Annotated in this window: 19 protein-coding genes; 12 read left to right on the top strand and 7 right to left on the bottom strand. The window is 63.9% G+C overall.

Features of this window, described 5'->3' with window-relative positions; genetic code table 11:
* Nucleotides 1–82: 82 nt before the first annotated feature.
* On the top strand, nt 83–991 hold the full coding sequence (gene queG / locus KB554_RS06270; protein WP_211035234.1) for a tRNA epoxyqueuosine(34) reductase QueG: 909 nt from the start codon (nt 83–85) through the stop codon (nt 989–991).
* Nucleotides 992–1,150: 159 nt separating this feature from the next.
* Here queG and KB554_RS06265 read toward each other — a convergent pair whose 3' ends face one another.
* Together KB554_RS06265 and KB554_RS06260 are read right to left on the bottom strand one after the other, a co-directional pair.
* Nucleotides 1,151–2,110, bottom strand: coding sequence for a hypothetical protein (locus tag KB554_RS06265; protein ID WP_211035233.1), 960 nt, complete (start codon nt 2,108–2,110; stop codon nt 1,151–1,153).
* Nucleotides 2,111–2,218: 108 nt separating this feature from the next.
* Nucleotides 2,219–2,683 (bottom strand): nucleoside deaminase, encoded by a 465-nt coding sequence (locus KB554_RS06260; protein ID WP_211035232.1) that lies wholly within the window; start codon nt 2,681–2,683, stop codon nt 2,219–2,221.
* Between the two features lie 108 nt (nt 2,684–2,791).
* Between KB554_RS06260 and aspS the strand changes: the two genes are divergently transcribed.
* A complete protein-coding gene (aspS, locus tag KB554_RS06255; protein ID WP_211035231.1) occupies nt 2,792–4,546 on the top strand; it encodes an aspartate--tRNA ligase in 1,755 nt (584 codons plus the stop codon).
* 101 nt (nt 4,547–4,647) lie between these two features.
* On the opposite strand, the gene KB554_RS06250 is transcribed toward aspS, so the two are convergent.
* Entirely contained in the window at nt 4,648–4,956 is a 309-nt protein-coding gene (locus tag KB554_RS06250; protein ID WP_141427892.1) for a hypothetical protein, read from the bottom strand.
* Nucleotides 4,957–5,271: 315 nt separating this feature from the next.
* Between KB554_RS06250 and KB554_RS06245 the strand changes: the two genes are divergently transcribed.
* From KB554_RS06245 to trmB, 7 genes are all read left to right on the top strand, one after another.
* Complete coding sequence (locus tag KB554_RS06245) at nt 5,272–6,546, top strand: replication-associated recombination protein A (protein ID WP_211035230.1); 1,275 nt, start codon at nt 5,272–5,274, stop codon at nt 6,544–6,546.
* A complete protein-coding gene (locus tag KB554_RS06240; protein WP_211035229.1) occupies nt 6,543–7,037 on the top strand; it encodes a metallophosphoesterase family protein in 495 nt (164 codons plus the stop codon). The genes KB554_RS06245 and KB554_RS06240 overlap by 4 nt, the downstream gene beginning before the upstream one ends.
* A gap of 344 nt (nt 7,038–7,381) precedes the next feature.
* Entirely contained in the window at nt 7,382–9,841 is a 2,460-nt protein-coding gene (locus tag KB554_RS06235) for an ATP-dependent Clp protease ATP-binding subunit (RefSeq protein ID WP_211035228.1), read from the top strand.
* A gap of 182 nt (nt 9,842–10,023) precedes the next feature.
* Nucleotides 10,024–11,382 (top strand): MATE family efflux transporter, encoded by a 1,359-nt coding sequence (locus KB554_RS06230; RefSeq protein ID WP_141427896.1) that lies wholly within the window; start codon nt 10,024–10,026, stop codon nt 11,380–11,382.
* Between the two features lie 36 nt (nt 11,383–11,418).
* Entirely contained in the window at nt 11,419–13,083 is a 1,665-nt protein-coding gene (gene ricT / locus KB554_RS06225) for a regulatory iron-sulfur-containing complex subunit RicT (protein ID WP_211035227.1), read from the top strand.
* 12 nt (nt 13,084–13,095) lie between these two features.
* Nucleotides 13,096–13,545, top strand: a complete 450-nt coding sequence (locus KB554_RS06220; protein ID WP_232522924.1) for a hypothetical protein — start codon at nt 13,096–13,098, stop codon at nt 13,543–13,545.
* 49 nt (nt 13,546–13,594) lie between these two features.
* Nucleotides 13,595–14,344 carry a tRNA (guanosine(46)-N7)-methyltransferase TrmB gene (gene trmB / locus KB554_RS06215; protein WP_211035226.1) on the top strand — a complete coding sequence of 250 codons (750 nt, stop codon included), beginning with the start codon at nt 13,595–13,597 and terminating at the stop codon, nt 14,342–14,344.
* A 224-nt stretch (nt 14,345–14,568) separates the two neighbouring features.
* Here the strand turns inward: trmB and KB554_RS06210 are convergent, their stop codons facing one another.
* The gene (locus KB554_RS06210) at nt 14,569–15,672 is read right to left on the bottom strand and encodes an alkaline phosphatase (RefSeq protein WP_141427899.1); all 1,104 of its coding nucleotides are present in this window, start codon (nt 15,670–15,672) and stop codon (nt 14,569–14,571) included.
* A gap of 74 nt (nt 15,673–15,746) precedes the next feature.
* Here KB554_RS06210 and ung point away from each other — a divergent pair, with 74 nt between their 5' ends.
* The 3 genes from ung to KB554_RS06195 all read left to right on the top strand — a co-directional run bounded on the left by ung (nt 15,747) and on the right by KB554_RS06195 (nt 17,497).
* Nucleotides 15,747–16,409, top strand: coding sequence for a uracil-DNA glycosylase (gene ung, locus KB554_RS06205; protein ID WP_211035225.1), 663 nt, complete (start codon nt 15,747–15,749; stop codon nt 16,407–16,409).
* A gap of 234 nt (nt 16,410–16,643) precedes the next feature.
* Nucleotides 16,644–17,138, top strand: a complete 495-nt coding sequence (locus KB554_RS06200; RefSeq protein ID WP_211035224.1) for a flavodoxin — start codon at nt 16,644–16,646, stop codon at nt 17,136–17,138.
* Nucleotides 17,139–17,140: 2 nt separating this feature from the next.
* A complete protein-coding gene (locus KB554_RS06195) occupies nt 17,141–17,497 on the top strand; it encodes a DUF2023 family protein (protein WP_141427902.1) in 357 nt (118 codons plus the stop codon).
* A gap of 147 nt (nt 17,498–17,644) precedes the next feature.
* Here KB554_RS06195 and KB554_RS06190 read toward each other — a convergent pair whose 3' ends face one another.
* The 3 genes from KB554_RS06190 to metK form a co-directional block, all read right to left on the bottom strand.
* Nucleotides 17,645–18,505: an RNA polymerase sigma factor RpoD/SigA gene (locus KB554_RS06190; protein WP_141427903.1), complete on the bottom strand. Its 861-nt coding sequence runs from the start codon at nt 18,503–18,505 to the stop codon at nt 17,645–17,647.
* Between the two features lie 64 nt (nt 18,506–18,569).
* Entirely contained in the window at nt 18,570–20,051 is a 1,482-nt protein-coding gene (locus KB554_RS06185) for a Do family serine endopeptidase (protein ID WP_141427904.1), read from the bottom strand.
* A gap of 179 nt (nt 20,052–20,230) precedes the next feature.
* Nucleotides 20,231–21,535, bottom strand: coding sequence for a methionine adenosyltransferase (gene metK, locus KB554_RS06180; protein WP_141427905.1), 1,305 nt, complete (start codon nt 21,533–21,535; stop codon nt 20,231–20,233).
* Nucleotides 21,536–21,816 lie beyond the last annotated feature (281 nt).

The raw sequence follows: 21,816 nt of genomic DNA, 5'->3' as shown, positions 1-21,816 counted from the left end.
ACGTCGTATGAATAACGCGGAATTTGCGGCGAAATTACTAATTTTCGCCTGAAAATCCCTATTTTTGGGCTAAAATATCAAAATGCTCGACCATCGGAACATCAAACGGCTCGCCGCCGGGGAGGGGTTCGACCTCTGCGGCATCGCGCCGTGCCGCCATCTGGCCGAGAACGAAGCCCGTTTCCGCGAATGGCTGGCGGCGGGCTATCAGTCGTCGCTGGACTATCTGGAACGCAACGCCGACAAGCGGTTCGACCCGCGGCGGCTGGTCGAGCGGGCCCGGACGGCGGTGGTCTGCGCCGTGGCCTACAAGAACCGCGCGAGCGAAGGCTACCCGCCCGGCTGCCGCACCCGCATCGCCTCCTATGCCTGCGCGGCGGATTACCACGCGACGATCCGCGACCGCCTCCGCCGGATGCTCGCCGCGCTGAAGGCCGCCCACCCCGCACTCGAAGGGCGCGCCTTCGTCGATACGGCTCCGCTCTGCGAGAAACAACTGGCCGTGGAGGCCGGGCTGGGGTGGATCGGACGGCAGTCGCTGCTCGTCACGCCGCAATACGGATCGTTCGTACTGCTGGGAGAGCTGATCCTGACGGACGAAGCCGACGCCTACGACGCCCCGTTCGAGGGGGAGGGCTGCGGCCGTTGCCGCCGCTGTCTCGAGAGCTGCCCCACGGGGGCTCTCGTCCGCTCTCGGATGCTCGACACGGGGCGCTGCATCGCCTGCCACACCATCGAAAAGGAACCCGGCACGGAGGTGGATCTCCACGGCTGGATATTCGGCTGCGACGCCTGCCAGAGCTGCTGTCCCCACAACCTCCGCGCACCGCTCCACCGCGACCCGGCGTTCGATCCCCTCTTCGATCCGCTCGCCATGGACGAGGCGGCGTGGCTCGCGCTGGACGAAGCGCGCTTCGGGGAGCTTTTCGGCCGCACGCCCCTCACCCGCAGCGGTCTGCGACGCATCCAGCGAAACATCCGCCGGAAATGATTCCACAACGGCCAGAGCGGAACGGTCCAGGGCTTCCGCCGCTCCCGCCCGGCCTCCGTCAAACGGAAAGCGGACTTTCCCCCTTCGGGAAAGTCCGCTTTCTCATATATCTCCGAACGGCCCTGCGGCCGACCGGTCTCCTCCGGGGTTCCGGACCCCTTACTTCGTCAGCTCGGTCAGCGCGGCCTTGGCATTCTCGGCGGCCGGGCCGTCGGTCACCTTCCGGAAGGCGGCGACGGCCTGGTCCTTCATCTCCTTGGCGTTGTAGGCGGCGCCCAGCAGGTAGTACATCAGGCTCTTGTCGGCGGCCTCGGTCTGCGCGGCGGCAGCGGCCTCGCCCAGCTCGATCACCTTGGCGTAATCCTTCTTGCCGGCATAGGCCTGCAGACGGATATTCTGCGCCAGCGCGCTCTCGGGATTCTTCTCCAGCATCTTGTCCGCAGCGGCGATGATGCCGTCGTTGTCGCCCGCGGCCTGCAGCTTGGCTACCATGTTGTTGGTATAGAGCGTAATCATCTCCCGGGCCTTGGCGGCATCCTCCGCATACTTGGGATGCGTCTTGGCCGCTACGGCCTCATAGACGTCCATGCCCTTCTCGTACTGGGCCATGTCGCCGCTGGCCATGAACATCTCGCAGTAGCTCATCGCCAGGTTCAAAGCCATGCCCGTATTGTCGGGATCGGCCTTGTAGCCCTTCTCGAAGATGCCGGCGGCCGTCGCATAGTCCTTGCTGTTGAAGGCGTCGCCGCCCTGTATCTGGTAAATCTTGGCCACCCAGCCGTTCGACTTGCCCATCTGGGTCATGTCGCCGTAAAGCTCGGCCAGCTCGGCCGACTTCTCGAAGTTCTTCAGCGCCTCGGCGTAGTTCTTCGTCTTCAGCGAACCGCCGCCCAGCATGAAGTAGCACTTCGGAAGCGTCGTCTTGGCCGTGGCGACCATCGAAGCGGCGTCGGGATTGTCGAGCCCCTGGTCGATCACCTGTTCGAACTTGGCGGCCGCTCCCGCGAAATCCTTGGCGCCGTAAGCGGCGGCCGCTTCGTTGTAAAGCGCCGTGACGTCCTGCGCCGAGAGCGACGCGGCGGCAAACAGCGCGATTGCCGATACAAATAACTTTTTCATGTCGTGTGTTTTTCTTTAAAGTTTTTCAGTTCTTTTCTCGCTCCACACGCCCTGCCTGGTCGGACGCGTCGTTCGCAAAAGTATAAAATTTTTCTTTCTCTTCAAATACTACCCGCGCAAAAGGGCGAAAAACGAAGTCATCAGCTCTTCGCACTCCGCGGCGAGAATCCCCCGCGTCACGGAGGTCCTGGGATGGAGGACCGATTCCGAATAACGGCGGTAGCCCCTCTTCGGATCGTCGGCGCCCCACACCACGCGCCCCGTCTGCGCCCACGCGATCGCCCCGGCGCACATGACGCACGGCTCGACCGTCACGTAGAGCGTGCACTCGGGCAGGTACTTGCCCCCGACGGTCGCCGCAGCGGCCGTCAGGGCCTGCATTTCGGCGTGCGCCGTGGGGTCCGAAAGCGTCTCGACGAGGTTGTGCCCCCGCCCCACGACCGCCCCGTGCGAGACGACCACCGCCCCGATCGGGACCTCCTCCTCCGCCAGCGCCTTGCGGGCCTCGTTCAGCGCCAGCCGCATGAATTTTTCGTCCATCGACCGCTGCTCCTCCTCCGTTCCGTTCGTCATATCCTCATTTTTTGGTTTTCCGGCGCGTTATTCCCGTTAAAATTGCTAACTTTGCGGGTTGCGAAGACAAAGGTAACGAATCGGAACAAAAATACAAAATACGATACCATGTACAGAACCCATACGTGCGGCTGCCTGAGAGCCTGCAACGTGAACGAGACCGTGACCCTGGCCGGGTGGGTGCAGAAAGTGCGAAACCTCGGCGCCATGACCTTCATCGACCTGCGCGACCGCTACGGGCTGACGCAGATCACGGTCGAGGAGCATTCGGCGGCGGAGGTGCGCGAAGCGGCTTCGCGCGTGGGCCGCGAATGGGTGCTCCGCGTCACGGGACGCGTCGTCGAGCGCGAGGCGAAGAACCCCAAGATGCCCACGGGCGACATCGAAGTGGTCGCCGAGCGGATCGAGGTGCTCAACGAGGCGCAGACCCCGCCCTTCACCATCGAAGAGCAGTCGGACGGCGGCGACGACCTGCGCATGAAATACCGCTACCTCGACCTGCGCCGCCCGCCCCTGCAGCGCAACATGATCCTGCGGCACAAGATGGCGCAGGAGATCCGCCGCTTCCTCGACAGCGAGGGATTCCTCGAGATCGAAACCCCCTATCTGATCAAATCCACGCCCGAAGGGGCGCGCGACTTCGTCGTACCGAGCCGCATGAACCCCAACCAGTTCTACGCCCTGCCGCAGTCGCCGCAGACGCTCAAGCAACTGCTCATGGTGGCCGGCTACGACCGTTATTTCCAGATCGTGCGCTGCTTCCGCGACGAGGACCTGCGCGCCGACCGCCAGCCCGAGTTCACGCAGATCGACTGCGAGATGTCGTTCGTCGAGCAGGAGGACGTGCTCGAAATCTTCGAGCGCTGGGCCAAGCACATGTTCCGCGAGGTGCTGGGCGTCGAGTTCGCCGAGCCGCTGCGCCGCATGCCGTGGATCGAGGCGATGGAGAAGTACGGTTCGGACAAGCCCGACCTGCGCTTCGGCATGGAGTTCGCCGACCTGACGGAGGCCGCGAAAGGGCACGGGTTCCCCGTCTTCGACGAGGCGGAATACGTCGTCGGATTCGCCGCCCCGGGCTGCGCCTCCTACACGCGCAAGCAGATCGACGCCCTCACCGAGTTCGTCAAGCGGCCGCAGGTGGGCGCCAAGGGGCTGGTCTGGATCCGCGTCGAGGCCGACGCCGTGAAGTCGTCGGCGGACAAGTTCTACACGCCCGACGAGGTGCGCGCGCTGGCCGATCGCTGCGGCGCGAAGGCCGGCGACATGGTCTTCATCCTCTGCGGCCGGAAGTTCAGGGCGCTGACGCAGCTCTGCGCCCTGCGCCTCGAGGTGGCCCAGCGGCTCGGACTGCGCGACCCGAAGAAGTTCGCCCCGCTGTGGGTCGTGGACTTCCCCATGTTCGAGTGGGACGACGAGACGCAGCGCTTCTACGCCATGCACCACCCCTTCACCTCGCCCAAGCCCGAAGACGTGCAGTACCTCCGGAGCGACCCGGGACGCGTGCGCGCCAACGCCTACGACTTCGTATGCAACGGCACGGAGCTGGGCGGCGGTTCGATCCGTATCCACGACCAGCAGTTGCAGGCGCAGATCTTCGAGTGCCTGGGCTTCACGCCCGAGGCGGCCGAGGAGCAGTTCGGCTTCCTGATGAACGCCTTCAGATACGGCGCGCCCCCTCACGGCGGCCTGGCCTTCGGCTTCGACCGGCTCTGCTCGCTCTTCGGCGGTTCGGACTCGATACGCGACTACATCGCCTTCCCGAAGAACAACGCCGGCCGCGACGTGATGCTCGACGCTCCCTCGGCCGTCGCGCAGGCGCAGCTCGACGAGCTCTGTCTGGAATTGAGGAATCCGGAGGCATAGAGCCGAAGTCGTCCGACACAGGTCCACCGACCGATTGTGCATACACCCCTGCCGCCGCTGCGGCAGGGGTGCATACATAAAAACGGCTCGGTTCTCGAGACCTACATGGCGGCGATGAGCGAGCCTATCGCTCCTGCCACAACGATTAAAATAATCAGCGCGATACACGACATTACCAATCCGGCGATCGCCAAACCGCGCGGAACCCGGAAAATGCCCACGAACGAGAAAATCAGTCCCAACAGCCACAACACCCAGCCCAAACCGGGCATCCAACTGAAAATCAATCCGAGTAAAGCCAGCACGAAACCGGCGGTTCCCAGTCCATTGGACCGTTTTCCCTCCGATTGGTTGACGATAACAGTCTGTCCTCCACGATCATAGGGATAACTCCCTTCCTTCTTTTCCATAAATGCAGTCGATTTATCCGCCGCCCGCACCCCGGCAGCAAAAAACAAAAAAGAAAGCGTGGTGCCGAAGCCTATTTCAGAATCGTAGGTCGTAGGATACCCTGCAAGATAAAATAAGCGACAGCTCCCACGCCTATACCCGCGAAATACGGATACGACGCGGCAAGATGTTTGCCTATTCCTCTCTTGCAATGAATTTCCTACGTTCACGATTCGGGAACAGACTTACACTCTCCGTGTTTGTCAGTATGTCCGGCAAATATAGGATTATTTTTTGAAAAATCGCTATCTTTGTTCCCGTAAACCGAAAGCACCATGTCCGCACCCCTTGCCGAACGGCTCCGCCCCCGAACGATCGACGAATACATCGGTCAGGAACACCTCGTGGGACGGAACGGCGTGTTCCGCAAGTTCTTCGAGACGGGCAACGTCCCCTCGTTCATCCTCTGGGGTCCGCCGGGCGTGGGCAAGACCACCCTCGCGCGGATCGTCGCCACGCAGCTCGAACGTCCCTTCTTCACCCTCTCGGCCGTGACGTCGGGCGTGAAGGAGGTGCGCGAAGTGATCGAGTCGGCCCGCAAGAGCCGTTTCTTCGACCAGCGGCCCCCGTTCCTGTTCATCGACGAGATACACCGCTTCAACAAGTCGCAGCAGGACTCGCTGCTGGGGGCCGTCGAACAGGGTGTCGTGACGCTCATCGGCGCGACGACCGAGAACCCGTCGTTCGAGGTGATCTCGCCGCTGCTGAGCCGCTGCCAGGTCTACATTCTCCGCCCGATGGAGGACAAGGACCTGCAAACGCTGCTCGACCGGGCGCTGACCGCCGACGCGGAACTCCGGGAGCGGGAAATCGAGGTCCGGGAGACGGGCGCGCTGTTCCGTTTCTCGGGAGGCGACGCACGCAAGCTGCTCAACATCCTCGACATCGTCACAGGCGCCACCGAGGGCAAGGTCACGATCACCGACCGTTATGTCACGGACTGCCTCCAGCAGAACATCGCCCTCTACGACAAGAACGGCGAGCAGCACTACGACATCATCTCGGCCTTCATCAAGTCGGTCCGGGGCAGCGATCCCAACGCGGCGATCTACTACCTCGCGCGGATGCTCGCCGGAGGCGAGGAGCCGCGCTTCATCGCCCGGCGGCTCGTGATCCTCGCCTCGGAGGACATCGGACTGGCCAATCCCAACGCCCTGCTGCTGGCCAACGCCTGCTTCGACACGGTGCACAAGATCGGCATGCCCGAGGCGCGCATCACGCTGGCCGAGACGACCATCTACCTGGCCACCAGCCCCAAGAGCAACTCGGCCTACGCGGCCATCAACAAGGCCCTCGCGCTCGTGGAGCACGACACGACCAACCGTCCCGTGCCGCTGCACCTGCGCAACGCCCCGACCAAGCTGATGGACAAGGCCGGCTACGGCAAGGGCTACAAATACGCCCACGACTACGCGGGCAACTTCGCCGAACAGGAGTTTCTGCCCGAAAGCCTCGCGGGCACGAAGTTCTACGAACCCAACACCGGAAACGCCGCCGAAGCGAAGATCGCCGAACGGATGGCGCAGTTGTGGAAAGAGAAATACAAATGAAACGCATAGGGATCATCTCCGACACGCACGGCACGTTCGACGACACGCTGCGGGAGTTCCTCCGCGACGTGGACGAAATCTGGCACGCGGGCGACATCGGTTCGCTCGAGATCTCGGACCGCATCGCAGCCTTCAAGCCCCTGCGGGCCGTGGCCGGAAACATCGACGACGCGCTCACGCGCCGCATCTACTCCGACTTCAACGTCTTCGACTGCGAAGGCGTGCGGGTGCTGATGACCCACATCGGCGGCTACCCCCGCCGCTACGACCCGCGGGCGCTGGCCCGAATCCGCAGCGTGCACCCCAAACTCTTCGTCTCGGGGCACTCCCATATACTCAAGGTCATGTACGATCCGATCTACGACCTGCTGCACATCAACCCCGGCGCAGCGGGCGAATACGGCTTCCACAAGGTCCGCACGGCCGTGCGCCTTACGATCGACGGCGCGCAGATGCGCGACATGGAGGTCGGCGAGTGGTCCCGGCGGTAGGAAGTCCCGCCCCGGGAGGGAAAATCCTTTTCCGCAAAAAGCCGGGAAAATACGCCGAAGCGGCCGTCGCAATGCGCCGGAACGCATTCCGCATACCGTCTCCGGATGCGGCGCCAAACGGTCATGCGCTACACATATCCGCCCGACAACATCCCGACACGCATTATATAACACTGTATATAAGCAATTTAATCGCACATAAGGACATGCACGATCCGGAGAGAATCCGGCTTCAGCCCGGCTACGGGACAATCCGCAAAGGCCACGCACCAAACAAATACGTCCATATAATATTCACATAAGCCCCCGCGTTAGTCTGTCGAAACCAAAAAGACGACGCAACGATGCAACTGAAAATTTCGAAAACGCTCGAGGGGCTTATCGCCCGTTCGGCATTCAACACGACGAAGGCGGGCATCACCCACTCGCTCAAGGATTTTCTCGCGCTGGAGCTGCTCCGCGAGGAGGGCTCGCTCGCCTTTCAGCTTTTGTCAGCACGGCTCCGCGACTGGGAGCTTTACCAGATACGTCTGCGCATCGAGCGCGAAGTCGCCTCCGCCAAGGCGAAGGCGGACGACCGCTCGTCCGAGGAGTTCTACCGCAACTTCTCCGCCGAACTGCTCGCCACGTCGGACGCTCCGCGGAGCGTCACGACGGGTCACGCCCTGCTGTCCATCGCCGGCGACCGCACGACGGCCACCGCGCGCGTACTGGAAATGTACGGCATCACGCCGGAGACGATCGCCGAGGAGCTGCGCAAATTCGCCGCAGGCGGCGACTTCCGCACGGAGATCGAGGTGCACCGCCTCGACTTCAACGAGGAGAACCGCCCCGCCGAACAGCGCTCCGCCGCGCATCCGCTCGACAAGTTCGGCGTGAACCTCACGCGGCTGGCCCGCGAAGGGCGCATCGACCCGGTCATCGGACGCGACCGGGAGATCGAGCGCGTGGTGCAGATTCTCTCGCGCCGCAAGAAGAACAACCCCATCCTGATCGGCGAGGCGGGCGTGGGCAAGAGCGCCATCGTCGAGGGGCTGGCGCTGCGCATCGCGCGGGGCGAAGTGCCCTACACCATCGCCGGAAAGACGCTCTTCTCGCTCGACGTCTCGTCGCTCGTGGCGGGCACAAAGTTCCGCGGCGAGTTCGAGGAGCGGATGCAGCAACTGCTCGACGGGCTGCGCCGGGCGCAGGACACGATCGTGTTCATCGACGAGATCCATACCATCGTGGGCGCAGGCTCCACGCAGGGGAGCCTCGACACGGCCAACATCCTCAAGCCGGCCCTCGCCCGGGGCGAGTTGCAGACCATCGGCGCCACGACGCTCGACGAATACCGCGAGAACATCGAGACCGACGCCGCGCTCGAACGCCGCTTCCAGAAGGTGCTCGTCGAGCCGACGACGCCCGAGGTGACGCTCCAGATTCTGCGCAACATCGCTCCCGGCTACGAACGGCACCACAAGGTGCGCTACTCCGACGAGGCCCTGCGCGCCTGCGTGACGCTCACCGGACGCTACGTCGCCGACCGCTACTTTCCCGACAAGGCGATCGACGTGCTGGACGAGGCCGGATCGCGCGCGCACCTGCGCTCGGCCCGGGAGCCGGATTCGCTCCGCTCGATGGAGGCCGAACTCGACGAGGTCCGCCGCGAACGGCGCGAAGCGGTCGAAACGCTGGTTTACGAAAAGGCCGCCGCGGCGCGGATGCGCGAGCTCGCGCTCCGTTCCAAGCTGGACGAGCGCCGCGCCGAATGGCGGCACACGCTCGAACACAACCCCGTGCAGATCACCGAGGAGGACATCCGGCAGGTGCTGACCGACATGACGGGCATTCCGGCCGAACGCATCTCGGACGGGGAGGCCAACCGCCTGCGGAACCTCGGCGACTACCTCGCACGGCGCGTGGTGGGCCAGCAGGAGGCCGTGGAGAAGATCGCACGCACGATCCGCCGCTCGCGCACCGGGCTCAAGGACGAGAACCGCCCGATCGGCGTCTTCCTCTTCGTCGGCCCGACGGGCGTGGGCAAGACGCTGCTGGCCAAGGAGGTTTCGAAGTGGCTCTTCGACGAGCAGCGCGGCCTGATCCGGATCGACATGTCCGAATACGGCGAGAAACACAACGTCTCGCGCCTGATCGGATCGCCGCCGGGGTATGTCGGATACGGCGAGGGCGGCCAGCTCACGGAGGCCGTGCGGCGCCGGCCCTACTCGGTGGTGCTCTTCGACGAGATCGAGAAGGCGCATCCCGAGGTCTTCAACACGATGCTGCAAATTTTCGACGAGGGACACCTCACCGACGGCGCGGGCCGGAGGGTCGATTTCCGCAACACGATCCTCATCATGACCTCCAACGTCGGCTCGCGCGCCGCCGTGCGGCGATCCGCGCAGGTGGGTTACAGCACCCCCTCGAAAAGCTCCTGCACCGCCGCCGCGCCGCAGGGCGAGTACCGCAAGGCGCTGGAAAGCGTCTTCGCGCCGGAGTTCCTCAACCGCATCGACGAGATCGTCGTCTTCCGCACGCTCGACGAGGGCGACGTGGAACGGATCGTCGAGCTGGAGCTCGAAGGGCTTTTCGCCCGCACCTGCCGGCTGGGTTACAAGGTCAAGATCACCGACGGCGCCAAGCGACGCCTGGCGGCGATGGGCTACGAACCGCGCTACGGCGTGCGGTCGCTCAAACGGACGCTGACGGACAACGTCGAGGAGCCGCTCTCGTCGCTCATCCTCGACGGCAAGCTCCGCATGGGCGACACGGTGGTCGTCGAGTCGGACAAGGCCCGCGGCGTGAGGCTGCGCGTCGCCTGACGGAGCGCACGGCGGCAGCCGGCCCCGTTCCGAGCAGACAGTCCCGACGGGCTGTCTGCTCTTTTGCGTCCGGAAGGTGTCCCGAAAGCATTTTTCTCCGCCCCTTTCGGCTCCGCATGAGGTTATTCGGGCCAAAATTCGTACCTTTGCCGCCCCGAACCGAATCGCAACCGAAACATATTATGTACAGATTTTCGCTATACAGGGAGCAGTACCGGCAAAACCTGCGGCTGGCGCTGCCGATCGTGCTGACGCAGGTGGGACAGATTCTCACGCAGGTGGCCGACAACCTCATGGTCGGCCGCTACGGAGGCGACGACCCCACGCCGCTGGCCGCCGTGTCGTTCGGCGGCGCCGTGTTCTTCATCCTCTTCGTCGCCGCCATCGGCATGGCGCTGGGCCTCACGCCCCTCGTGGGGGAGCTTTACGCCCAGAAGGACCGGATCCGCTCGGCCGCCCTGCTCCAGAACGGCATCCTCTTCTACACGCTGCTGGGACTGATCATGGCCGGCGTGCAGTATGCCGTCATCCCGCTGATGTACCACCTCAAACAACCCGTCGAGGTGGTCGAAATGGCCATTCCCTACTACCGGATGCTCGTCTTCAGCATGCCTTTCATGATGCTGTTCTTCTCCTTCAAGCAATTTCTCGAGGGCGTCGGCAACACGAAGGTCGAAATGGTCGTGACGATCCTGGCCAACCTGGCGAACATCGGCTTCAACTCGGTCTTCATCTACGGACGTTTCGGTCTTCCGGAGATGGGCGCCGAGGGCGCCGGACTGGGCACGCTGCTCTCGCGCGTGCTGGCCGCCGCCCTGATCATCGGCTACTTCTGCCGCCACAGGGGCTACCGCCGCTACCTCGACGGATTCTCGCACCGCGTGCTCTCGGCCGAGGTCGTGCGGCGGCTCGTGCACATGGGCCTGCCGATCGCCATGCAGATGTTCCTCGAATCCTCGGCCTTCGTCGGCACGGGAATCATGATGGGCTGGTTCGGCAAGATCGCCATGAGCGCCAACCAGATCGCCATCACGCTGGGCAACTGCGCCTTCATGATCGTCATGTCGATCGGCGCGGCGACGACCATCCGCGTCTCGCACTGCTACGGCGCACGCAACGTCGGCGAACTGACGCTGGCGGCCAAAGCCTCCTACCACCTCGTGCTGGCATGGAACGCCCTCGCGGCGCTGGTGTTCATCTCGCTGCGCCACCTCATCCCGACCTTCTTCACCACGAACGCCGAGGTCATCGCCACGACCTCCTCGCTGCTCGTCTTCGCCGCCCTCTATCAGCTCTCGGACGGCATCCAGAACGTCTCGGTGGGCGTGCTGCGCGGCATCCAGGACGTGAAGGTCATCATGCCCATCGCGCTGGTCTCCTACTGGCTGCTCAACCTCCCGGTGGGCTACCTGCTCGGCTTCACGCTCGGCATGGGCCCCACGGGACTTTATCTGGGCTTCGCCGTGGGGTTGTCGTCGGCCGCCGTGCTGCTCATCCGCCGCATCCGCCGCAGCGTCCGGAAACTCCGTGCGGGCAATTGAAATTTTTTTCGTATCTTTACGCAAATTATGCCTACGATGGATACCGAAAAACCGCATAACAACAGATTCAAACCCGAAATAGGCCGCGGCTGCGCCTTCTGCGACTGCGGCTCCGAAGTCGAAGCGAAGCCCTGCGACGGCTGCTTCAAACTCCACGAGACGGCGTGGCTCGAGGAGTACCCCGTCAATGTCCCGAGCGACATCGTCGAGGTGCGCTTCAAGAACACCCGCCGCTCGTTCTACCAGAATGTCAACAACCTGCCGCTCAAACGGGGCGACATCGTGGCCGTGGAGGCTTCGCCCGGCCACGACATCGGCATCGTCTCGCTCACGGGCGACCTGGTCGCGCGGCAGATGCGCCGCACGGGCTTCAACCCCTACAACGGCGAGTTCAGGAAGATCTACCGCAAGGCCAAGCCCTACGACATCGAACGCTGGCAGGAGGCCATCGCCCTCGAACACGAGACGATGATCGCCTCGCGGCAGATCGCCGCCGACATGGGACTGAACATGAAGATCGGCGACGTGGAGTACCAGGGCGACAAGATCAAGGCCATCTTCTACTATATCGCCGACGAGCGCGTGGACTTCCGCGAGCTGATCAAGGTCTTCGCCGAGCGGTTCCACATACGGATCGAGATGAAGCAGATCGGCGCGCGGCAGGAGGCGGGCCGCATCGGCGGGCTCGGCGCCTGCGGCCGCGAGCTGTGCTGCGCCTCGTGGATGTCGAGCTTCTCGAGCGTCACGACGGGCGCCGCGCGCGTGCAGGACATTTCGCTCAACCCGCAGAAGCTGGCCGGGCAGTGCTCGAAGCTCAAGTGCTGCATGATGTACGAATACGACGCCTATGTGGACGCCCGCAAGGAGTTCCCGCGCCTGCGCGAACCCCTGCAGACGATCGACGGCGAGTGGTTCCTCGTCAAGAGCGACGTGCTGGCCGGCACGATGACCTTCTCCTCGTCGAAGGAGGCGATGGTCAATGCCACGACGCTTCCCGTCTCCCGCGTCAGGGAGATTCTCGCCCTGAACCGTCAGGGCAAGAAGCCCGACCGGCTGCAACACGCCGACTCGCTGCGCGACGAGCCCGAGGAGCCGACCTACCGCGCCGAGGAGGACAGCATCACCCGTTTCGACCAGGCCAAACGCCGCAAACGGGGCGGACGCAACCGCGGCCGCGGCGAGAAGACGCCCCAGGGCGAAACGCAGAGCGCCGCTCCGCAGCAGCAGCGCCGCGACGGCGGCGAAAACGCCGGAGAGCGCAGCGACCGCAGCCGTCCCGCACGCGAAGGGGGCCGCGGGGAGCGCAGCCGCCGCCGAGGAGAGCGTCCGCGCAACGGCGAGGAGCGTCCGAACGACGACGCCGGAAACACCCCGCGCAGCGAAGGCCGCGAGCCGAAGGCTGCCGACCGCGACGACAACCGCGCACAGCGCACCGAATCCCGCACGAACGACGCCCCGCGCGATCGGGGCGAGGGCAACCGCTCCCGCCACAACCGCAACCGGCGGCGCGGCGGAGGCAATGCGCCGGGCGGGAGCGGCGGCAATCCGGACGGGGGACGCTCCGGAAAGGGCGACGCCCCGGCCGGCGGAGGAGGCAATAACGGCGGCGGGCGCGACAATGGCGGCGGCACACCGGGCGGCAACGGTCCGGTATCCGGAGGCAACGGCAACAACGGCGGCACGCCGCCGCAGAACGCATAACACCCGCAGGCCGTGAAACGCATCGTCCGGCGTATCGCTTCTCCGGCGGCTGCGATTGCGGCGGTCGCTGCGGCCGGAGGCTGCACGCAGCCCTTCCGGTCGAACGCCGCGGACACCGATCCGGTCTCGTGGAAGGACCCGGCCGGAATCGTGCTGGCGAACGCCGACACGACGTCGTTGCGCGACCTGACCCTGTTCCTGCGCTGCAACGACCGCTTCGGCGAGGATACGCTGACACTGCGCATCGCCACGACAACACCCGATTCGCTGCGCTTCGAGGAGTTTTTCCGCATAACGTCTCCGCGCACAAACGGTCCGGCAGCCATCGCCCGCGAAATCGCCGTACCCTACCGCCGCCGCGTCCGTTTCGCACGGGAGGGCGACTACCGCATGACGATCGCACCGACACGGCCCGTGCGCGGTATCGAAGCCGTCGGGATCGGAACCTCCGACAGCCAATGACAGAATTTCAACCCCGGTCCGCCCGTCAAGGCGGCAGATTCATCCGGTTATGGGAAAAGACAAACTCCGCAAATTCCGCGAAAACCTGACTTTCGACTGTTTCGTACAACCCGAATTCGACGAGGTGTTCCGCCGCGACCACCCGCTTAAGGGACATTGGCACGACTCGTTCTTCCGCAACGACAACCCGATCGTCCTGGAGCTGGGCTGCGGCAAGGGCGAATACACCGTGGCGCTGGCCGAACGCGACCCGTCGCGCAACTACATAGGCATCGACATCAAGGGCGCCCGCATGTGGCGCGGAGCCAAGACCGCGACCGAACGGGGTATGCGGAACGTGGGATTCCTGCGCACGCGCATCGAGTTCATCAACGGGCTCTTCGACGAAGGGGAGGTCTCGGAGATCTGGATCACCTTCCCCGATCCGCAGCTCAAAACGCGCCGCGCCAAGAAGCGGCTCACCTCGCCGCTCTTCCTCGAATACTACGCCCGCCTGCTCCGGGCCGACGGGACGATCCACCTCAAAACCGACTCCAAGCACCTCTACGCCTACACGAACGAGGTCATCCGCCGCTTCGGTCTGCCCTGCGCGGTCTCGAACCCCGACATCTACGGCTCGGGGTATGCCGACGAGGTGCTTTCGGTGAAAACGGCTTACGAACAGTTGTTCCTCGGCATGGGGCTGCCGATCACCTACACGCGCTTTTCGCTCGGCGGCCGGCGCGAATTCCCCTGGTTCGACTGGGAGGAGGACGAAAAGCCGGAGAAGGACAACGAAGCCGAACGCGGAAACCGCTGACCCGGAACAAAACGCCGTTTCCGATCTCCGGCCGGCCGCCATGCAGCCGGATTCCCCGTCCGGGGCGGAACCCGTCCGCCTCGCCGATCTTGCCCGACACGATCGAGAAGGTCGCCGCCGGATCCGGAACGCGCTGACGGCAAGTCCTCCAAACGGCGAATCGGCGCCGCCCTGGAACGGGCGGCGCCGATTCGCATTCCGACAGACATGTCCGCCGCTTCGGACTACTCCAGACCGAGCAGCTCCATGATCCGGCGGGCCAGTTCCGTGTTGTCCATCACGCCGCGGATGGCATCGGCTCCCGCACCGTAGAGATAGACCGGCACGAGCGTTCCGGTATGTCCCTTCGTCGAGAAGCGGTAGTCGATGCCGCTCTCCGCACGGGTGAAATCGGCATTGCCGCTGGGAATCGTCAGACCGCCCGTCTCGTGGTCGGCCGTCACGACGACCAGCGTTCCGGGCGTGCGGTCGGCGAAGTCCATCGCCGCGGCCACCGTCCGGTCGAAATCGCGCATCTCGGCCAGCAGCCGTTCGGCGTCGTTGCCGTGGCATGCGCCGTCGATCAGCGAACCTTCGATCATCAGCAGGAATCCCCCGCCGCGCTCGCCGGCAATCCCTTCGAGCAATTCCATCGCCTTGCGTGACGCGCGCGGCAGGAAATCGCCCCGCTCGGAGACCGCGAATCCGTCGAACTCCTTCTCGTCCACGGCGCAAAGCAACCGCCCCGACGAGACCTCCTCGGCCTCGTCGAGCGACTGCACGACCCGGTATCCGCGCCGGGCGAACGCCTCGGCATAGGTTCCGCCCTCGTCGCAGGGCTTTTGCAGATTCCGCCAGCCGCCGCCCAGCATCACGTCGATCCCCGACGAAAGCATGTCGCGCGTGATGGCCTCCGTCTCCCCGCGGTTTCCGACATGCGCGTAGAACGCCGCGGGTGTCGCATGCTGAAGGTAGGTCACCACGGCCAAGCCCGTGGCCATATCCCGCTCCGCGGCGCGTTCCATCATCGAATGCAGCGCATTCCCTTCGGGATCGAGCCCCAGCACGCTGTTGTTCGTCTTCCCGCCCGTCGCCAGCGCCGTACCGGCCGCCGCCGAATCGGTGACGCGGTTGTTGGCCGAGTAGGTCGAGATGAGCGCCACACCCTCGGCCCGGTCGAAGGCCGTGGGTTCATAGCCGTTTTCGATCTTGAGCATCGATACCTGCGCCAGCCCCATGCCGTCGCCGATCAGATAAATCACATTGCGCACGCCTTCCGCGGAGGTCTGCGCCGCCAGGCTCCCCGCCGAAAGCAGAAAAGCCGCCAGAAAAAGTATCGTTTTCTTCATAACGGAAACAAAGTTAGCGATATTGAGCGAACTTTTTACTACATTTACGCAACTTTAACCGCATCGTAACTCCTATGGATGTAAAGATCGCACCCGACTGGAAAGAGCTGCTGGCTCCCGAATTCGAGAAACCCTATTTCGTCACCCTGACCGATTTCGTCCGGCAGGAATACGCCACGCGGCGCATCTACCCGCGCGGCAGCAACATCTTCCGGGCTTTCGACAAATGCCCGTTCGACCGGCTGAAGGTGGTCATCATCGGGCAGGACCCCTACCACGGCCCCGGGCAGGCCAACGGCCTCTGCTTCTCGGTGGCGGACGGCATTCCCTTCCCGCCGTCGCTGCAAAATATCTTCAAGGAGGTCTCCGACGACACCGGAACGCCCGTCCCCGCCTCGGGCAACCTCGACCGCTGGGCCGAACAGGGCGTGCTGCTGCTGAACTCCGTGCTGACGGTCCGCGCCCACGAGGCGGCCTCGCACGCAGGCCGCGGCTGGGAGACCTTCACCGACGCCGTGGTCCGCGCCATCGCCGAACGCAAGGAGGGCATCGTCTATATGCTCTGGGGCAGTTACGCCCAGCGCAAGGGCGCCATCGCCGACCCGCAGCGCAACCTCATCCTCAAGGCCGTGCACCCCTCGCCGCTCTCGGTTTACCGGGGATTCTTCGGCTGCCGCCACTTCTCGCGCGCCAACGACTACCTGCGCTCGGCGGGCAAGGAGCCGATCGTCTGGTAGCCCGCTCCGCGACAGGCCGTCCCGCGAAGGGATGCCGCCCGCCGTGCGGTCCGATTCCGGAAACAGCGTCCCGGCGTTTCCGCACCTTCCGACGCCCCCGCATCCGCTCTCCGCGATGCGGGGGCATCGCACAAAGACGGTATCGGTCCCGCCGCAAAAATCCCGGAATCTCGGTATTGCCCGACTTGCGGAAATGCCGTTTCTTTGCATAGAACCAAAAACACATCAGAGACTATGACCGGAATTTTTTACGGCAGCACGACCGGATCGACCGAGGCCGTCGCACAGGACATCGCCAAACAGCTCGGCATCGCGGATGCCGACGTACACAACGTGGCCGACGCTTCGGCCGACGAAACCGACAAATACGACCTGCTGGTCCTCGGCTCCCCGACCTGGGGCAACGGCGACCTGCAGGACGACTGGTACGGGTTCCTCGACCGGCTGAAGACCCGCGACCTGACCGGCAGGAAGGTCGCCCTGTTCGGCTGCGGCGACAGCGGCTCCTACCCCGACACCTTCTGCGACGCCGTAGGGCTGCTCTACGAGGAGCTGCAACCGACCGGATGCATTTTCGTCGGCTCCTACGAACCCGTGGGATACGACGTCACGGACTCGCTCGTCTGCGCCGACGGCAGGTTCGTAGGGCTGGCCATCGACGAAAGCGCCCCGGACAAGACCGAAGAACGCGTCGCGGCATGGTGCCGGCTGCTCAGAACCGAAGAATAGCCATGAGCGCCGAAGAGTTCCACCGCTACGACTCGATGAAGCTGTTCCTGCACCAGATCTACGAGTTCCGGAAGGGCGTGCGCAACCTCGTGCTCTGCACCATGTGCCGCACGTGCGCCTCGCTGCTCGCCGAACGGCTCGAACGTCAGGGCATCGGCTACCTCATTCAGGAGGTGGCGGGCAGCAAGGTGAACCTCTATTTCGGCAACCGCCGCTGCCTCGATGCCGTAGCGACATTCATCCACAAACCGCTCAACCGGCTCTCGCCCGAGGAGGATTTCATGCTCGGCACCATGCTCGGCTACGACATCGCGGGACAGTGCGAACGCTACTGCAAGCGTCTCCGGGAACAGGCATAGGAATCCGGGTATCCGGACACAAGTCCCGGATGCGGACATACATACGCCCCGCCGCGAGGAACGCTCCGTCCGCCGGAGCCTCTCCCGTACGACGAAACGGCCCCGGAGCGAATCGCTCCGGGGCCGTCTTCTCGCTCCGATCCGGGGTTATCCCAGATAGGACTTCAGGAGCTTCGACCGCGACGAATGACGCAGGCGGCGGATCGCCTTCTCCTTGATCTGACGCACGCGCTCGCGCGTGAGGTCGAACTTCTCGCCGATCTCCTCGAGGGTCATCTCCGAGCAGCCGATGCCGAAGAAATACTTGATGATGTCGCGCTCGCGCTCGGTGAGCGTCTCCAGCGCGCGGTCCACCTCCGTCGAAAGCGACTCGTTAATCAGCCCGCGGTCCGCATTGGGCGAATCGGGATTCACCAGCACGTCGAGCAGCGAGTTGTCCTCGCCGTCGGCGAACGGGGCATCCACCGAGACATGGCGGCCGGCGACACGCAGCGTGTCGGTCACCTTCTCCTTCGGAAGCTCCAGCTCCGAGGCCAGCTCCTCGGGCGACGGCGTGCGCTCGTGCTCCTGCTCGAAGCGGGCGAACGCCTTGTTGATCTTGTTGAGCGAGCCGACCTGGTTCAGCGGCAGACGCACGATGCGCGACTGCTCGGCCAGAGCCTGGAGAATCGACTGGCGGATCCACCACACGGCGTAGGAAATGAACTTGAAACCGCGGGTTTCGTCGAACTTCTCGGCGGCCTTGATAAGCCCCAGGTTCCCCTCGTTGATGAGGTCCGGAAGGCTCAGGCCCTGATTCTGGTATTGTTTGGCGACGGAGACCACGAACCGCAGGTTCGCCTTGGTGAGTTTCTCCAGCGCCTCCTGGTCTCCTTTCTTGATCCGTTGGGCGAGTTCCACCTCCTCCTCGACCGTGATGAGCTCCTCCTTGCCGATCTCCTGCAAGTACTTGTCCAGCGACGCGCTCTCGCGGTTGGTGATGGATTTCGTGATTTTTAACTGACGCATCTTCTTATCTGTACTCCAAAAAAGTTAATCTTCCGCATGAAAAACCCGCCCGGACCGCCGCCGGCTACTCCACAAGCATATAGCTTGCCGAGCGGCCGTTGGGATAGATGCCGTCGATCGAGCGGATCTTCTCGGTCATGCGCTCCATGTCCGAGAGCGAGTAAACCGGCGCGTCGTTGATGTGCGTAATCACGAATCCCTGCTTGACACGGGCACGGGAGAGGATTCCGCCCTGCTTGACGCCGACCACCTGCACGCCGCCCCGAATGTCGAGCTCGCGGCAGAGTTTCGTGCCCGCGTCGGCGAATTTGCCGCCCAAAGCCTCGACCACATCGACGTCCTCCTTGGTGATCAGTTCCGTTTTACCTGCCTTATTACGCAAAGTGACGTCGATTTGTTTCACGTCGCCGTCTCTTTTTACCGACAATTTCACCTTGTCGTTGGGACGGTGGCGTGCGATCTGCTCCTGCAGCGTCGCGGCATCGTTGATTTTCAGACCGTCGATCTCCACGATCACGTCGCCCTTGCGGATGCCCGCCTCCGAAGCCGAGCCGCCCTCGGTCACGCCGGCCACATAGACGCCGCCGATCTCCTTGATGCCGAGTTCCTCGCCCTCGCTGTCGATGAAGTCCTGATCCACGGGACGGAACATGATGCCCAGCATGGCGCGCTGCACGACGCCGTACTCCTTCAGATCGACCACTACCTTGCGCACGATCGACTCCGGAATGGCGAACGAATAGCCGATGTAACTGCCTGTCTGCGATTTGATGAGCGTATTGATGCCCACCAGCTCGCCGTGCGTGTTCACCAACGCGCCGCCCGAGTTGCCGGGATTCACCGCGGCATCGGTCTGGATGAACGACTCGATGCGGAAATCGTTGGGAATGGCCCCCAGATTACGCGCCTTGGCGCTCACGATGCCGGCCGTGATGGTCGATTGCAGGTCGAAGGGCGAACCGATGGCCAGCACCCACTCGCCCAGCCGCAGCGCATCGGACGAACCGAACGGCAGCGTCGGCAGGTCGTCGGCGTCGATCTTCAGCAGCGCCACGTCCGTCGCCGAATCCGTGCCGACGAGCCTGGCGTCGAACGTCCGCCCGTCGTTGAGCTTCACGCGTAGTTTCGAGGCGCCGTCCACCACGTGGTTGTTCGTCACCACATAGCCGTCCTTCGAAATGATGACGCCCGAGCCTCCGGCCCGCTGTTCGCGGTAACGCGGCCGCCCGTCGCCGTAACCGTAGTCCTGCGGAATGCCGAAGAACTCGAGGAACGGGTCGTAGCCGCGGCGCTGCGGCATCTCGACCTGCTGGATGGCCTCGATATTGACCACGGCCTTCACCGCGTTCTCGGCGGCATACGTCAGGTCGGGATACTTGTCGCTCTGGTACGACGTGAAATGCGTGCCCAGCGCCGGGGTGCGCTCCACCTCGCGTTCGATATACTTCACCTCGCCGCCGCGCCCGCCGCTCACGGCCCAGGCCGTCACGCCGCCCGCCGCAGCCGCGACGGCGATAGCTCCCAAAAACAAAAATGCCTTTTTCATAATGAATCGAAATGTTTAGGTTCTAATTATCATTCGGAGGCAACTTCATCCATAAGCGAATCGTTTTTCAAGCCGGGTTTGCAGGACAAACGCACCCGCCCGGCCGGTTAGTATGTCCGTCCGGCACAAAAATCGGGGCATCCCCGACGGACGCCCCGATTCCATTGCCGTACAGACCGTTACAGGCCGAACTCTTTTTTGATGGCATCCACCGCGTCGAGTTTCTCCCAGCCGAAGTACTCGATCTCGCGCTCGGTCTCCGCACCGTTCTCCCAGACCTTCTCCACCCGTTTGTAGGGACGGTTTCCGAAGTGTCCGTAGGAGGCCGTGGCCTCGAAGATCGGGTTTTTCAGCCCGAACCGCTTCACGATGGCCGCCGGACGCAGGTCGAAGAGCCGGCCGACGCGGCGCGCGATCTCGCCGTCGGTCATTCCCGCGATGGCCGCCGGGCGCTCCGAACGGTAGGTATCGACATAGACCGAGAGCGGCTCGGCGATGCCGATGGCGTAGGAAAGTTCCACGAGCACCTCGTCGGCGACGCCCGCCGCCACGAGGTTCTTGGCGATATGCCGCGCGGCGTAGGCCGCCGAACGGTCCACCTTCGAGGAATCCTTGCCCGAGAAGGCGCCGCCGCCGTGCGCGCCCCGGCCGCCGTAGGTATCGACGATGATCTTGCGGCCCGTGAGGCCCGTATCGCCGTGAGGGCCGCCGATGACGAACTTGCCCGTGGGATTCACGTGCAGGATGTAGTCGCCCGTCAGCAGCTCGGAGAGCTTGTCGCCGGCCCGCTCCAGACGCGCCTTGACGCGCGGAATGAGGATCGTGCGCACGTCCTCGCGGATCGTCTCCTGCATCCTGCGCTCGGCCTCCTTCTCCGTGAGGCCCCCGCCCGGAAGGATGAACTCGTCGTGCTGCGTCGAGACGACGATCGTATGCACGCGCAGCGGCTTGCGCGTCCGCTCGTCGTATTCGATGGTCACCTGCGACTTCGAGTCGGGCCGCAGGTAACGCATCACCTCGCCCTCGCGGCGGATCGCCGCCAGCTCCTTGAGAATGACATGCGAGAGGATCAGCGTCGCGGGCATCATCTCGCGCGTCTCGTTGCAGGCGTAGCCGAACATGATCCCCTGGTCGCCGGCCCCCTGCTCCTCCTCGGCCTCGCGCACGACGCCCCGGTTGATGTCGGGCGACTGCTCGTGAATGGCAGACACCACGCCGCACGAGTTGCCGTCGAAGCGGTACTCGCCCTTCGTGTAGCCGATGCGGTTGATGACGCGACGCGCCACGCCCTGCACGTCCACGTACGCCTCCGAGCGCACCTCGCCCGCCACGACCACCAGTCCCGTGGTGCAGAGCGTCTCGCACGCTACCTTCGAGTTGGCGTCGTGACGCAGGAATTCGTCCAGGATGGCGTCGGAAATCTGATCGGAGACCTTATCGGGATGCCCCTCGGACACCGATTCCGATGTAAACAAAAAGCCCATTGTTATCCGTTTTTTAGGGTTAAACGTATAAAATGGGAAAAATTGGCTGTTGGAATAAAAAACGTGCTGTTTTAGCGATTTTTTATTGTGGTTGCAAGCAGTCCAAATCTTTCCACATTCCCCCGCCCGACAGACGGGAGGACAAAGGTACGCATTTTTTCCGGAACCGCAAAATCCGGCCGCGGTTTTCCGCGAAAACGGGAATCCGGCGGAACGGGTCCTCGCCCCGTTTCCGTCGCCGCGCACCGGCATCCGGACCGGCCATGAAACGCCGCCTGCCG

Source organism: Alistipes sp. Marseille-P2263, assembly GCF_018101075.1.
Taxonomy (GTDB): Bacteria; Bacteroidota; Bacteroidia; order Bacteroidales; family Rikenellaceae; genus Alistipes; species Alistipes dispar.
This window is presented reverse-complemented; position numbering and strand designations above follow the sequence as displayed.